The sequence below is a fragment of the Sphingopyxis sp. 113P3 genome, assembly GCF_001278035.1.
GTDB lineage: Bacteria > Pseudomonadota > Alphaproteobacteria > Sphingomonadales > Sphingomonadaceae > Sphingopyxis.
In genome coordinates, this window is the sequence record NZ_CP009452.1 from 4,164,664 (window position 1) to 4,177,640 (window position 12,977).

The 12,977-nt window shown below is 63.6% G+C and carries 12 protein-coding genes; 8 read left to right on the plus strand and 4 right to left on the minus strand.

What is annotated here, in order from left to right; all coding sequences use genetic code 11:
• Positions 1 to 11 precede the first annotated feature (11 nt).
• Together LH20_RS20120 and LH20_RS20125 are read left to right on the plus strand one after the other, a co-directional pair.
• On the plus strand, positions 12 to 2,537 hold the full coding sequence (locus LH20_RS20120) for a TonB-dependent receptor (RefSeq protein ID WP_053556402.1): 2,526 nt from the start codon (positions 12 to 14) through the stop codon (positions 2,535 to 2,537).
• 10 nt (positions 2,538 to 2,547) lie between these two features.
• Entirely contained in the window at positions 2,548 to 4,734 is a 2,187-nt protein-coding gene (locus LH20_RS20125) for a prolyl oligopeptidase family serine peptidase (protein ID WP_053555757.1), read from the plus strand.
• On the opposite strand, the gene LH20_RS20130 is transcribed toward LH20_RS20125, so the two are convergent.
• Complete coding sequence (locus LH20_RS20130) at positions 4,724 to 5,860, minus strand: asparagine synthase-related protein (protein ID WP_158501177.1); 1,137 nt, start codon at positions 5,858 to 5,860, stop codon at positions 4,724 to 4,726. The two genes, LH20_RS20125 and LH20_RS20130, sit on opposite strands and share 11 nt — an antisense overlap.
• Before the next feature lie 54 nt (positions 5,861 to 5,914).
• Here LH20_RS20130 and LH20_RS23625 point away from each other — a divergent pair, with 54 nt between their 5' ends.
• Positions 5,915 to 6,229: a hypothetical protein gene (locus tag LH20_RS23625; RefSeq protein ID WP_158501178.1), complete on the plus strand. Its 315-nt coding sequence runs from the start codon at positions 5,915 to 5,917 to the stop codon at positions 6,227 to 6,229.
• Positions 6,230 to 6,292: 63 nt separating this feature from the next.
• A complete protein-coding gene (locus LH20_RS23630; RefSeq protein WP_158501179.1) occupies positions 6,293 to 6,457 on the plus strand; it encodes a hypothetical protein in 165 nt (54 codons plus the stop codon).
• Here the strand turns inward: LH20_RS23630 and LH20_RS20135 are convergent.
• From LH20_RS20135 to LH20_RS20140, 3 genes are all read right to left on the minus strand, one after another.
• On the minus strand, positions 6,454 to 7,095 hold the full coding sequence (locus tag LH20_RS20135; RefSeq protein WP_053555759.1) for a lasso peptide biosynthesis B2 protein: 642 nt from the start codon (positions 7,093 to 7,095) through the stop codon (positions 6,454 to 6,456). The genes LH20_RS23630 and LH20_RS20135 overlap by 4 nt on opposite strands.
• 65 nt (positions 7,096 to 7,160) lie before the next feature.
• Complete coding sequence (locus tag LH20_RS23405) at positions 7,161 to 7,304, minus strand: benenodin family lasso peptide (RefSeq protein ID WP_137893519.1); 144 nt, start codon at positions 7,302 to 7,304, stop codon at positions 7,161 to 7,163.
• A gap of 568 nt (positions 7,305 to 7,872) precedes the next feature.
• Positions 7,873 to 8,673, minus strand: a complete 801-nt coding sequence (locus LH20_RS20140) for a hypothetical protein (protein WP_053555760.1) — start codon at positions 8,671 to 8,673, stop codon at positions 7,873 to 7,875.
• Between the two features lie 350 nt (positions 8,674 to 9,023).
• Here LH20_RS20140 and LH20_RS20145 point away from each other — a divergent pair, with 350 nt between their 5' ends.
• The 4 genes from LH20_RS20145 (at position 9,024) to LH20_RS20160 (ending at position 12,972) form a co-directional block, all read left to right on the plus strand.
• Positions 9,024 to 9,908: a tetratricopeptide repeat protein gene (locus LH20_RS20145; RefSeq protein WP_053555761.1), complete on the plus strand. Its 885-nt coding sequence runs from the start codon at positions 9,024 to 9,026 to the stop codon at positions 9,906 to 9,908.
• 107 nt (positions 9,909 to 10,015) lie between these two features.
• Positions 10,016 to 10,477 (plus strand): hypothetical protein, encoded by a 462-nt coding sequence (locus LH20_RS20150; RefSeq protein WP_053555762.1) that lies wholly within the window; start codon positions 10,016 to 10,018, stop codon positions 10,475 to 10,477.
• A gap of 57 nt (positions 10,478 to 10,534) precedes the next feature.
• Positions 10,535 to 11,803, plus strand: coding sequence for a TolC family protein (locus tag LH20_RS20155; protein WP_053555763.1), 1,269 nt, complete (start codon positions 10,535 to 10,537; stop codon positions 11,801 to 11,803).
• Positions 11,800 to 12,972, plus strand: a complete 1,173-nt coding sequence (locus LH20_RS20160; protein WP_053555764.1) for an efflux RND transporter periplasmic adaptor subunit — start codon at positions 11,800 to 11,802, stop codon at positions 12,970 to 12,972. The genes LH20_RS20155 and LH20_RS20160 overlap by 4 nt, the downstream gene beginning before the upstream one ends.
• The last annotated feature ends 5 nt before the right edge of the window (positions 12,973 to 12,977 follow it).

Consider the following 12,977-nt stretch of genomic DNA (forward strand, 5'->3'; position numbering starts at 1 on the left):
GGAGTATGATGATGTCCGGAAAGTCTCGTTTTTGCCTGTCGCTGATGGTCGGTATAGCCTGTCTGCATCCCATCGCCGCCGCGGCTCAGATGCAGGATCGCCAGAGCTTCGACCTGCCGACGCAGGATCTCGGCGATGCTTTGCGAAAAGTGGCCGAGCAAGCCGGGATCGAACTTTACGCGTCGAGTGCCGATCTCGCGGGCCGTAGGACCGGGCCGCTCAAGGGCGACATCACCCCGCGCGAAGCCATCGAGACCCTGCTGCGCGGGACCGGGCTGACCCCGCGCTTCGAGCGCGGTTCGGTCATCATTTTGGGGAGAGCGCAGTCCGCGAGCAGTCCGGCGCAAGAAGACATCGTCGTGACCGGCAGCCGGGTCTCCGGCGCCCCGTCCGCAGCCCCGGTGATCCGCGTGACGAGCGAAGATATCCGCAACGGCGGTCAAGCCGATCTCGGCGAGGTCGCGCGCAGTCTCCCGCAGAATTTCGGCGGCGGGCAGAACCCCGGCATCGGTTCGGGCCAAGGCACCCAGAACCAGAATGTCAACGTTAACGGGGCGTCGACCTTCAACCTGAGAGGCATCGGACCCAGCGCAACGCTGACGCTGCTCAACGGCAACCGGTTTGCCTACAGCGGCACGCAAAGCGTGATCGATATCAGCGCGATACCTGCTGCGGCGGTCGAACGGATCGAGATCGTCGCCGACGGTGCTTCGGCCATCTATGGCGCCGATGCCGTCGCGGGGGTCGTCAACATCCTCCTCCGCAAGGACTATGAGGGCGTCACCACGAGCGCTCGGCTCGGCGGCTCCACCGACGGCGGCAATTTCCAGCAGCAATATAATCTGCTCGGCGGTGCCAAATGGTCAGGCGGCGGATTCATGGCGACCTACGACTATTTCGACAACAGCGCGATTCTCGCGCGCGACCGCAGCTACACCGCGACCAGCAACCCCGCCTCGACCCTTTATCCCAGTCTGAAGCGGCACAGCCTGCTATTGAGCGGGCACCAGGAATTGACGCCCAGCCTTCGGCTGAAAGCTGATGTCATCTACAAACGCGGCGACATGCAATCGGTGCGCGGGCTGCTCGCCGACCGGCCGATTACGACTCGGGGTCTCGTTGTCGACAATGAATTCGAGACCTTCGGCATGGCGCCGACGCTGGAAGCCGAAATCGGCGGTGCGTGGACTGCTAGGCTCACCGGCTTTTACGGCACCGACAAGACCTATGGCGTCACCCAGAACTTCACCAACGACGTCGAAGCTCGATCGATCCGGATTTTCGACAATCGGAGCGTCAGTGTCGAAGCGGGCATCGAGGGTCCGCTGTTCACCCTTCCCGGGGGTGACGTGCGGCTCGCGGCAGGCGGCGGCTGGCGAAGCAACCGCATCGTGGCACTGGTTGCAGGGCGCAACTTCGCACCGACGCGCGAAAACCGCTTCGCTTACGGCGAACTTTTCGTGCCGCTCGCCGGCCCTGCGCAGGACCTCGCTTTCGCGCATCGCGCGTCGATTACCGCCGCACTCCGCTGGGAGGATTACTCCGACTCAGGCAGCATCGTCACGCCAAAGCTCGGTTTTGTTTATGCACCAGCGCCTGAGCTCAGCCTCGGCGTTTCATGGGGGCGCTCCTTCAAGATGCCGACGCTCAATCAGCAATATAGCGGCTATACGCCCGTGCTGTTGCCAGTGACGGGATATGGCACGCTTTTTCCGCCCGGCGCGACCTATCTCTATATCGGCGGGCCGAACCCCGACGTCGGCCCCGAGCGCTCGGAGAATATGACGCTGAGCGCGACCTTCCAGCCTTCGCCGCGGCTGCAGATCGTGACGAGCCTGTTCCGGATCGATTATCGCGACCGTGTCGCCCCGCCCTTCGGTTCACCGCTGGGGATATTGACCAATCCCCTCTTCACGAGCCTGGTGACCTTCAATCCTTCCGCAGCCCAGCTCGACGCGGCGATCGTCCGTGCATCGGACCCGCTCGGGAACGCAACCGGCGGGCCCTATAATCCCGCCAACGTCATCGCGCTCATCGATGGTCGCGACCGCAATATCGCATCGCAACGCTATGAGGGGGCCGACCTCTCGCTTCGCTACCGCGCGCCTGTGGGCGGCGGGCGGACGCTGACCGTCACGGTCAATGCGACCTGGCTCGACAGCCGGCAGCAATTGCTGCCCGGCCTTCCGGTCACCGACCTCGCGGGCACGATCTTCAATTCGCCGCACTTTCGCGCACGCGGAGGCGCGACCTTCGGCGACGAACGCTTCACGATCGCGTCCTTCGTGAATTTTACCGGCGGGGTAACAGACCGCCGGCGCGCGGTGCCGGCAAAGGTTTCGCCTGTGGCCACCGTCGATCTCGCGGGCCGCATCAAGATCAGCGGCCTCGCCGAGCTATCCGTAAACGCGCTCAATATCTTCAACGCGAAGCCTGACAGGACGGCGGTAGCATCGCCCAGCGACACGCCCTTTGATTCCACCAACTATTCGGCGATCGGCCGCTTTTTCGGGCTCACGATCAGCCGTGACTGGTGAGGAGGGCGGCATGATGTATGCCTTCAAAACCGGTTTGTCCGTTGCGACGACCCTTGCCGCCGCAGCGCTCTCCCCTGCTGTAGCGGCAGGGGAGAGCATCGGGCGTCCATGGACACTCGAGGATATTCTCCTAGTTCCGGAAGTGAACGAGATCGCGCTTTCGCGCGACGGGCGCCTCGCGATTTATGCTGCGGAAATTGCAGATGAGAAGGCTGGAAGACCGCAGGCCGTGATCCGGCTTGTCGATATTGCCAGCGGAGCGCAGCGTGACCTGCGACACGCAAACATCGCGAAATTATTCCAACGCATTCCGGGAACGAACGATTGGAGCGGTCTTCTCGACATCGGCGGAGGGCTGCAACTGTACCGGATCGACAACGCGGGATCGATCGCACCCCTGATCGTCAATCCGGCGACCGTAGCAGTCGGCCGCGCGGACCTGTCGCTGCCCGTGGGCGGTGGGGCCGTTCCACATCATGTGGGCGTATTGGCCTATGCCTGGTCGCCTGATGGGCAATGGCTCTGGTATTCATTCCTCAAGGCCAGACCGACATCGCCGCGCGTCCGGTTCGATGAAGAAGTCAGCGCGATGAGCAATCGGCGGCGATCGACGACCGAGGCCGAAGTCGAATTCTATTTGCGCGGCCCGGATGGGCAAAGCGTCAAGGTCATGACGCGGCCCTCAAGCGACCGCATGGCAATGTACGCTGGCGCCAATATCCTCTGGCGCGGCGACGAGATTCAGTTTCGGGTCGAGAAGCCTGGTGGCACCGGCGGGGGCGAATTCGAAGTCCGCGCATGGGATCGTCGTACCGGAAAGATGCGCATCCTCGCGAACGAACGGGATCTGCAAACCCTCTGGCTTCTCAAAGGCCCGCGTGGCGGCGAACTTGTCACATCGGGAATCGGAGACCAGCCCGAACTGACCGAAACGCGCCCCGGCGGAAAACGCCATAGCTACGGCCGGGTTGGCTTCACGATCGGCGATCTCCGGTCCGCCGGCATCAAGATCAGCCGGGATGAGCAACATGTCGTCCTCGGGACGCGAAGCTTCGGCAATCCGCGATACGGCCTTGCGATGCTCGACAAGCAAGGTGTTCGGGAGATTACGGGTCAAGGGAGCCTGACGCGATGCGGGTTCGACGATGATTTGACGCTGGCGCTTTGCGTCCAGGAAAGCATGACGCGACCGCCTGCGCTCGTCCGGGTCAATCTCGCCAATGGAAAGATCGCACCCGTCGCGTCGATATCGCCACGGCATGACGAGATCGCGCCGCTGTCCGTGCAGCCACGCACTTGGGTCAACCGGCATGGCTACAAGGCGACGGGCTATGTCATCCTCCCGCGCGCGTATCGCGAGGGGCAGCGCTACCCGGCGATCATCGTGACGCATGGCAGCGACGCCGATGACCGCTTCTTCAACCACGGAAATCAGTGGAATTATCCGGTTCAGCTGTTCGCGGAGCGCGGCTATGTCGTCCTGCTCATCAACGACCCCAAGCCGCAGCAGGCCGAAGCGTTGCTGGCGGCCTATAAAGCCTGGATCCGCGGGAGTGGGCCGCCTGAACCCGAAACATTGCAGCGCCTCATCTGGATCAACGGCGTTCACAGTTTCGAGGATGCGGTGACCGAGTTGGCCGTCGAAGGGCTTGTCGATCCGGACCGGGTCGGCATCGCGGGCTACAGCCGCGGATCGCAGATGGTCAATGTCGCCGTCACTCAGTCGACGATGTTTCGGGCGGCGTCGAGCGGCGACGGCGGCTTCCTGGAGCCAGCGGGTTACGCGTCGTCGGGGGACAGCTATAACCCTGTGTATGGCGGCCCGCCGCTCAGTGACCATATCGTTCAATATCGCCGCTTTGCGCCATCATTGAATGCCGCCAAGATCTGCACGCCCGTGTTGCAACAAGTGGCCTCGGCATCCCCATCGCAGGCCCAACTATTCGAAGCGTTGCGCCGCGAGCGTGTGCCGACGCAGATCAGCTACTATCCCGGAGCGAGCGCGGCCTCGGACGAGACGCATCTGTTTCATATACCGTCGAACCGACTTCTGGCGATGCGCGAGAATATGGTCTGGTTCGACTATTGGCTGCTCGGCACCCGCGACAGCGACGTCCCTTTTCCGGAGCGACTGGCCGAATGGGACCGAATGGCGAAGGAGGCCCTTCGCACCTGCCGCCCGCCACCTAAATCTTAGAAGTGCTCCACCAACGCGCCCAACTCTCGGCAGCACCTAGTGCCAGAATATGCTGAATGCGTTCGATGCCGCGCCAGCTGGGGTCCTCGGGTGCGTCGAGTAGCGTCATATCGAGAACCCCAGCGTCAGCGAGGAGACCGCCACGCAGATGCTCGTGGAGTGCGCTTCGGTGCCGACGATAAATTGCAAGGTCGAAGCCCCCGGGACCGCCCTTCTGGGTCCGTCGCGTTATGATTTCGGGAAGCCATCCCTCGAAGGCTTTCCGGGCGACCGCGCGGTTGAGGCCACCCGATATCCACATCCAGGTCGGAATGGAAAGGCAAAGCTCGACGATGGGCTGCGATAGCAGCGGCGCGATATGCGGGGGCGAAACGGCGCGGGGATAGAGTTCCACGCCTTGCTGCGTGCGCATCAGATAAGCAGTGTGAACCGTTTTTCCCGGCAAGACGTCGTCCGGCGCCGCGAGCCAGGGATGCATGGCACCGTTTGTCTCGATCCGCGCGACGACATCTGCGCAGAGGCCGGAGGCACTATATTGCACCCCGTGCCGGCCTCCATCGCGGCGATACCGGCGCCACGCATGGCGCAGGACCGTAATCTTGTCGGCGCCAGTCAGGACGCAGATATCGCGAAGCGTATCAGACAGCGCCGAACTCGGCCCCTCCGCTAGAAACCGATCGAGAAAAGGCACCGCGCTGCGGATGCTGCACAGGATGCCGTCGCCGCCATTTCCGGAAAAATGCGCGTCAATCGAAAGCTCCTGTTGCAACCGACGATGAATCGCGTCGTTCGTTTGCGCGCCCAGCGGGACGACCGGCCAAGGATGATGCGGTCTGGCGGTGCGGGTGATATCGACGTCCTCGATCTCGCGCGACGCTTCGCGAAGATCGAGCCCCAAGAAGTCAGCGAGCGCGGCGGCGTAGCGACGTTCGTCGCCGTCGAAATCAGGTCCGAATAGTGTCAGGCAAGTAAGGCGGCTCGCCGTCGGCGCGGCGGTCGCAGCGACGATCGACGAGTCTAGGCCACCCGATGATCCGAGCAGGATTGACGAAAAGCAGCTTGCCCAGGTTCCTACGCAGTCCGTTATAGTCTCGCGAAGCCGAACCGCCGCTTCGGGAAAATTCATCTCGGGCGGCGGATCAATATGATCCCATGGCGACCACCAAGGTTTGATCGATACATGGCTCCGATCAATGACGAGGCATTCCCCGGCGATGAGTTCGTCGATGCCCTTGAGGCAGGTTCTTCGCCCCCGCGCATCGCCGCTGGCAATGACGCGTGCGATCTCTTCGAAATCAACCTGGCCGGACGCGGGCGACGCGAGGTCGGCGATGTCACCCGCAAGAATGACACGATCCGTCTCACGCAGGAAATAGCATGGAAGCGCGCCGGACGGATCTCGCAGGACGTTCACAGTGCCCGCCTCATCGATGCGAACCATCACATAACCGCCCCAGTAGGCAGTAAGCAGCAGCCGCGCCTTGTCGGCCGCTAGCCGCCGGCCGTCGCCGGGACTAAGGCTGACAATCCGCCTGCTTGGCGGACCTCGCGAAAATAGATGACCGATGATGATGGTTTGCGGATCGATCTGGATTATTGGCTCGTCAGACCAAAGGCGGACGCCAGCAAATGCAAAGGTTGGGGGTCGCGTCGCCCTGCTTCGAGCCAAAAGCTCGCGTTCAGGCTGCAGCGCTATTTCAATTTGGAAGCCGCCGGCCATTAGACGGCGAATATCGGCTGATAATGAAGAACGATATCGAGCGGGTCGGTAAGCACTGTTTCGCCAGCCTGCACCCAGCAATGCGCTGCGAACGGCATGGTCACACCAAACACGAGTGAAACCGCACAGCCGCGCCGCATCAGCATTCGCTTCATGGCGATGCCGCGGGTGAGGCACTGGTCGATTGCCGGTGCGTAGCGGCGAGCTCGCAGAAAGGCCGCCGCGATCTCTCCGCAGACCTTATCATTCCCCGAAGATGTGCTGAATCGCTCGTCGCAAAATGTGCCGACGATGTCCGCAAGGCTGCGGAGGCGCAAATCCCGGCGAACGCGCCTTTGCGCCCAGAGGCTGGCAACTGTCGTACCGAGCGGCGCGTCGGCGATCGGTGCATCGATCAGGCTCGTCGTTACGGTTGGAAGATCGCGGCCTTCTCGCATCGCCCTCCCGGAAACCTCGGCAAGAATATCGCTGGCGAGCAGGTGCTCACGATCAGCTGCGCTCGCCCTTCCCGACACAAAGTTGCCGAAACGGTTAGCGGCGACGCCCGAGAGCAGGAAATAGCGATCCGCGGCGAGGTCGAAGAAGACATACTCCGCGTCGAATCGACAACAATGGAGGCCGGAACGAAGCGCGAGAGCCATTTGAGATGCCCAGGTCGATTGACGCGCATACGGCGTGCCGCCTGGAAGCGGCACGCCGCTTGCTGTCAGTCGTCGGTCGTGATGCCGCCGACGAACAGATAGTGCTGGTTCGTGTCCTCGTCCCGCGGACCCACGGGTTCGATGCCGCGGGTTTCGACGCTGATCGCGCCGAGTTCGATCAGCTCGTCGCTGTTCTGCAGATTCTTCATCACTTTCTTCCTTCCCAAAATCGCGACCGAATGAGTCGCAAGAGGGAAGTTATGGCTCGATGAAGTCAGCTTCCATTTTATTATCTGTTTATAATCGACCTGGTTCCCAGTTCGAAAAGGAGTGACCGCGCAAAGGAAACGCGCGTCGGGAGCGCATACCGTCACCTTTAGCTTTCGCCTGGACATGCGTGACGGAACCCGGTCACACGCCCGTATTGTGAAGGCGCAAAGATGTTCTGACCGAAACCGGAATTGTCGCAACGGAAACTGGCCCCAAATCTGGATGCATTTTTCCGCGCGCAACATCGACACCGAACCGTGGCTGACGAACCGCGAGCGTCCAGCGAGCGCCAGGCCAATGAAACGCACCCTGCAACAAGGCGGCCATTTCGTCCGATTGAGTGCGGGCGGAAAGCCGGGGCATGTCGGCTTTCAACGCCCGCAATTTCGAAATGCCACCGGTTCAGAGTGCGGCGGGGCCCGATACATCAGGTGCCGCGCCCTCAGGAGCCGGCCGCCAAGCCGGCGGGAAAGAGCGCGCCTACAGCCCCGCTCCTTTCCGGTAAGCCTAATCGAAGATGACGACCTTGCGCGCGGCGGGATCAAATGTCTCGATCACGACCGCTTCATCCTCGACGGCCGGCGGCGAGCATTCGAGAATCTTCACCTTGGCCGAAAGCACTGCGGCGTAGGCTGCGGGGCAGCAAAGGATGAACTCCGTGCCGTTTCCATAAATGCTGCCCCAGTCGACGTACATGGTGCTCCAACCATGCCGCCGTTCCCATTCGATCTGTCCGGGTTCACCTCGTTCGGACCGCCCGGGATAGGGTTCCGTTGACAATATATGGACTCGCGCGTCGGGATCGAACCAGCAATGATCATGATCCGCGACGGGCGGACGACTGTCATACTCTTGCGTCGGATAGCATCTGCGGGCGCTTGAGGGTTTGAGACCGGTCGCGGCCATGAACTGCAGCGCACGGGCAATCCGGCCGATATACCATTGGGTTTCATTGGCGTGGCGCTGCTGGCCCGTCCGTTCGAGAAAGACCGAGTCTTCGACCTTGCAGGCGCCCAGATAGCCCGTCAGATGGTGACGCCGCACCAGCTCGGTCAGTGGCACACGCAATTTGAGATCGATTTGCGCCGTGCCCATTTCTCTTGTTTCATAGCCCCACCAGTTCTGACGAACCGTGACATTGTGGAGCATGGATCGGCTAGGAAGTTTCCGCTTCGCATCGACATAGCCTTGGAACCCGCCGGCACATGCCGCGAGGTCGAGCGCATCGTGCCGAGGGACCGATTGCTCCGCTTGGATTTGCTTGGCGAGCGATTTCAGCCCGGCGAGGGTGGAATATTGAAACATCATCGCAGGTCTCCGTGGGCTTCGGACCGGCGTCGCCTGCTACCGCCCCCAAAGCCACGAAATGCGATGGGTCAGTGATCAAAACAGTGCCATTGTGGCTTCGCAAATGCAGGCGGCAGGCCCCTGTTGAAGGCCTACGAGAAATCTGGCGTAGCGCTGACGACAAGTCAATCGGCAAGAAGGCGGGCAGCGAGCTTGAGCCCTCTTGCGTCGAGCGGGCCTCCCCTGCACGTCTCGGAAGTCGCAACGCGCCGAGAGACGGAGAGTATGGGATGAAGAGATTTCTGCGGCGGCTGTTTAGAACGGAAACCCAAAGCGAGCTGCCCACGCGCCCAAAGACAACAGGTCTTCGCATGCAAAAGTTCGGGCACGACCTCGTTCGGATCGAGTCGATCGGGTTTTTCGGTCATCATGCCGCGTCCCCCAATGGAGATTTTCACCTGGTTTGGGCGGATCGAAATCGTGAAGGTACGGTCGGCGGATACCGCCACGAAGGCCATGGTTCCTGGTCCCTGCTTCACGGCGATGAAACTGTCGCAACGGGACGGCTCGAGCGTCCCGCGGATGGAAAGACCGCGAACAATGGCAGCTTCATCATCCACGACCGCTTGTTCGGCGATGGCCTCAAGGGTCGGTTCGTAGCCTTCGGGGCCGACGGCGCAAAGCTGGTCGAAAAGGAACTGAACGCCAATCTGATAAGCAATGGCCTGTCGGACGATGGACGCATCGCTATTTGCCAGACCGCCAATGCCCCCGGGAGCGACGACAGTTGCCGCTACATTCTTTTCGATCTCGAACTAGGCGACGAAATCGCCCGCTGGGAGGTCGAGACGGGTTGGGCGGACGGTTATGAGTTCGATACCACCGGCCGCCACGTCTATTTGCTACGAAACAACGGCGGCCGTGTCGGCTATGACTTCGACGGGGCTATGCTCGACCGCAAGGGCTGGCAGACCGAGCGCATCGGCGCTGGCGATCTTTATGTCATTCGCATGGTCCTCGCGTCAGAAGAGCCAATGGATCGCGGGATGCGAGAGGCACTTTTGGCCGGCTTGCATGTCGCGGCGCAAGGTTCTGAGCGCACGCTGCAAGCGCATGCTTTGCGGCTCCTCGGCGAACTGCACGAAAAGGAAGGCGCGATCCAGGAGGCGGTGGACGCTTATGAGAAGGCGTTGAGCATCGATGCCCGAATCGGCGTTGCTCGAAAGCTCGAAAAGCTTCGAAAATCTCTGCCATAATATCGAAAATGGCGCCCCACGCTGGATAAACATAACGAATATGTGTCGCCGGTCATACTACCCTAGCACCGTCTAAACGTGCTCACGGCCGCTCGGCACTGCCGAGAATGGCCGCAAGCGCTACTCCAAAGGAACTGCCAGAACACACCAAGCCCAACCCGTGCGCGATCACGGCCGACGATGCAACGGTTCTCAAGGCGGCGCTGCTGTGCTACGAGATGCGAATGGCTCGTATTTTGGCTGCGATCTTGATGTGCCTTGTCGCGCTGTCGGTGACGGCGGGCACGATCGCGCATGCCGCGGAGCCAGTTGTTGTTGTCTGCGTCGACTCGGACATTGCATCAGACCCGGCCCATGACAGCGGCGGCAGCGAGCAGGTCCCTTCCGACGATAACAAGGCCACGCCGCACCAGCACGGCGGATGCCACGGGCATCACCAGGTTGCCGAGCCGGTGAACGGCCAGCTCAGCGCCAACTGGTCGCTGCACGCGTCGCTTCCTTCTGCCGCGAAGGCCACGGGCCTCGTGTCTTCCGGCACCGACCCGGCGCTCCGCCCTCCCAGGGCCTGACGACTCCACCCTAGCCCCGTCAACGGGGCCGTCTGGAATCGTCAGGAGTTTTCAATCATGCACCGATTGCTCGCGGCCTTGCTGGCCGCGACGGCTTGCGCGAGCGTCGCGCAGGCCCAAGAGCCGCCGCCCGCGGAAGCTGGCCAGTCCTTCACACTAGACCGGGCGCTGGAATTGGCCGGCGCGGTGTCGCCGTCGCTCGAAGCGGCATCGGCCGATATGCGGGCGGCGGAAGCCGGACGCCGTGTCGCGGCCTTGCGCCCTAATCCGAGCGTCACCGTCGAAGCCGAGAACGTGGCCGGCTCCGGTCCCTATCGCGGCATCGACAGGCTGGAGACGACCAGCTCGCTGACGCTGCCGATCGAGCTTGGCGGCAAGCGATCCGCGCGGATCGCGGTCGCCGATGCGCGCACCGACCGCGCCGCCATCCAGGCGGCGATCACGCAGGCCGATCTGAGGCTCAGCGTCATTCGTGCCTATGCCGAAGCGGCTGCCGCCGAGCGGCGGCTGGTGACCGCGCGCGATCAGGTGCGTATCGCCAGCGAAGCGTTGCGCGCCGCGCAGGTCCGCGTTCAGGCGGGCCGGGCCTCTCCGATCGAGGTCCAGCGCGCCGATGTCGCCCGGGTCAACGCCGAGGCGGCGCTGGTACGCGAAGAGCGCGCCGTCGAGGTTGCGCGCTACAGCCTGTCGCGGATTGTCGGACAGCCGATCACCGGCCAATTGGATGCCGGCTGGTTCACAGGAGTGGCCGCCGGCTACGGCCCGCTCCGCCCGATCGAGAGCAGCGGCACATTGGCGCTGGCGGCGGCAGAAGCCGACCTTGCCATCGCAACCGCCGGGGTCCGGCTCGCCCGTTCGCAGCGCATGCCCGATCTGACGCTCGGCGCCGGCGCACGCCGGTTCGAGGATACGAACGACACGGCGGCGATCTTCAGCCTGTCGATCCCGCTCCCGCTGTTCAACAATGGGCGCGCGGCGCTGTCACAGGCTTCGGCCGAACGGCAGCGGGCAGAGGCGCAACGCCGGGTCACCGCGCTCGACGTCGATCAGGCCATCGCCCGCGCACAAGCGGACGCTGCCAATGCCGCGACCAGCGCCGCGACCGCGAGCGGTCCTGCGCTGGCGGCGGCCGAGGAAGCCGCCCGCATCGCCCGCATCGGCTACCGGGAAGGCAAGTTCGGCCAGCTCGACCTGCTCGACGCCGAACGCACGCTTGCCGAGACGCGCGCAGCCGCAATCGACGCGCTGCTCTCCTACCACATCGCCCAGGCGCAGCTCGAGCGGCTGACCGCACGCGCGCCGACTACCCAGGGGGAAAACCCATGAAGACCCGTTTTGCAGCGGTCCTGCCGCTCACCCTCGCCGCCGCCCTCGCTGTCGCGGGATGCTCCGGCGGCGACCCCGCGCCGGAGAACGCCGATGCCGGGAACACCGCGCAAGCCGGCAAGGAAGGCGGTCACGCGGAAGAAGAAGGCGAGATCGAGTTGACGCCGCAGCAGATACGCGCGGCAGGCATCGAGCTGGTCCGTGCGGTGCGCAGCGGTGGTGGCGCGCTCACGCTGCCGGCGACGATCGAAGGCGATCCGCAAGGCATGCAGGTGGTGTCGGCCGCGATCGGCGGGCGCGTGGTGTCGCTCACCCGCAATCTCGGTCAATCGGTCGGCCGGGGGCAAACGCTCGCGGTGATCGAAAGCCGTGAGGCGGCGTCGCTTAACGCCGAGATCGAGGCAGCACGCGCCAGGCTCGGACTTGCTGAATCCAATCTTCGCCGCGAACAGCGCCTGTTCAACGAGCGCGTCTCGCCCGAGCAGGATCTGATCGCCGCACGAACGGCGGCGACCGAGGCGCGGATCGCGTTGCGCCTCGCGCAGCAGCAGGTCGCCGCGGCCGGTGGCCAAGGCGGCGCGCTCAACCGCGTCAGCATTGCATCGCCGCTGTCCGGCCAGGTGGTCGCGCGCAGCGTGACGCTCGGCCAGACGGTCGCGGCCGACGCGGAGTTGTTCCGGGTCGCCGATCTTTCGCGCGTGGCGGTCACGCTCGCCCTCTCGCCGGCTGATGCCGGCAGGGTGCGGCCGGGATCGGACATCGAGGTCGTCGCGGGGGAACGCAGGTCGGTGGCGAGGGTCGATTTTGTCTCGCCGATCCTCGACGAGGCGACGCGGCTCGCGACGGTGATCGCGGTGATCGACAACCGCTTGGGCCAATGGCGGGTCGGCGAGCCGGTGACCGCGTCGATCCGGCTGGCCGGCGGCGATGCCGGCGCCGGTTCGGTGCTGGTCCCGCAAAGCGCGGTGCAGACCGTCGAAGGCCGACAGATGGTGTTCGTGCGCACCGAGCACGGCTTCCGGGCAACCCCGGTCACGCTCGGCGCGCCCAGCGGCGACAATGTGGCCGTGACCTCGGGCCTTCGCGGCGACGAACAGCTCGCCGGCGCCAACAGCTTCACCCTCAAGGCCGAACTCGGCAAGGGCGAAGCCGAGCATGGAGGCCATTGACCGCC

Coding starts and splice junctions, on each gene's coding strand:
- LH20_RS20120 (WP_053556402.1), top strand. CDS start 12: ATGTCCGGAAAGTCTCGTTTTTGCCTGTCGCTGATGGTCGGTATAGCC.
- LH20_RS20125 (WP_053555757.1), top strand. CDS start 2,548: ATGATGTATGCCTTCAAAACCGGTTTGTCCGTTGCGACGACCCTTGCC.
- LH20_RS20130 (WP_158501177.1), bottom strand. CDS start 5,860: ATGAATTTTCCCGAAGCGGCGGTTCGGCTTCGCGAGACTATAACGGAC.
- LH20_RS23625 (WP_158501178.1), top strand. CDS start 5,915: ATGGCTCCGATCAATGACGAGGCATTCCCCGGCGATGAGTTCGTCGAT.
- LH20_RS23630 (WP_158501179.1), top strand. CDS start 6,293: ATGACCGATGATGATGGTTTGCGGATCGATCTGGATTATTGGCTCGTC.
- LH20_RS20135 (WP_053555759.1), bottom strand. CDS start 7,095: ATGGCTCTCGCGCTTCGTTCCGGCCTCCATTGTTGTCGATTCGACGCG.
- LH20_RS23405 (WP_137893519.1), bottom strand. CDS start 7,304: ATGAAGAATCTGCAGAACAGCGACGAGCTGATCGAACTCGGCGCGATC.
- LH20_RS20140 (WP_053555760.1), bottom strand. CDS start 8,673: ATGATGTTTCAATATTCCACCCTCGCCGGGCTGAAATCGCTCGCCAAG.
- LH20_RS20145 (WP_053555761.1), top strand. CDS start 9,024: ATGCAAAAGTTCGGGCACGACCTCGTTCGGATCGAGTCGATCGGGTTT.
- LH20_RS20150 (WP_053555762.1), top strand. CDS start 10,016: ATGGCCGCAAGCGCTACTCCAAAGGAACTGCCAGAACACACCAAGCCC.
- LH20_RS20155 (WP_053555763.1), top strand. CDS start 10,535: ATGCACCGATTGCTCGCGGCCTTGCTGGCCGCGACGGCTTGCGCGAGC.
- LH20_RS20160 (WP_053555764.1), top strand. CDS start 11,800: ATGAAGACCCGTTTTGCAGCGGTCCTGCCGCTCACCCTCGCCGCCGCC.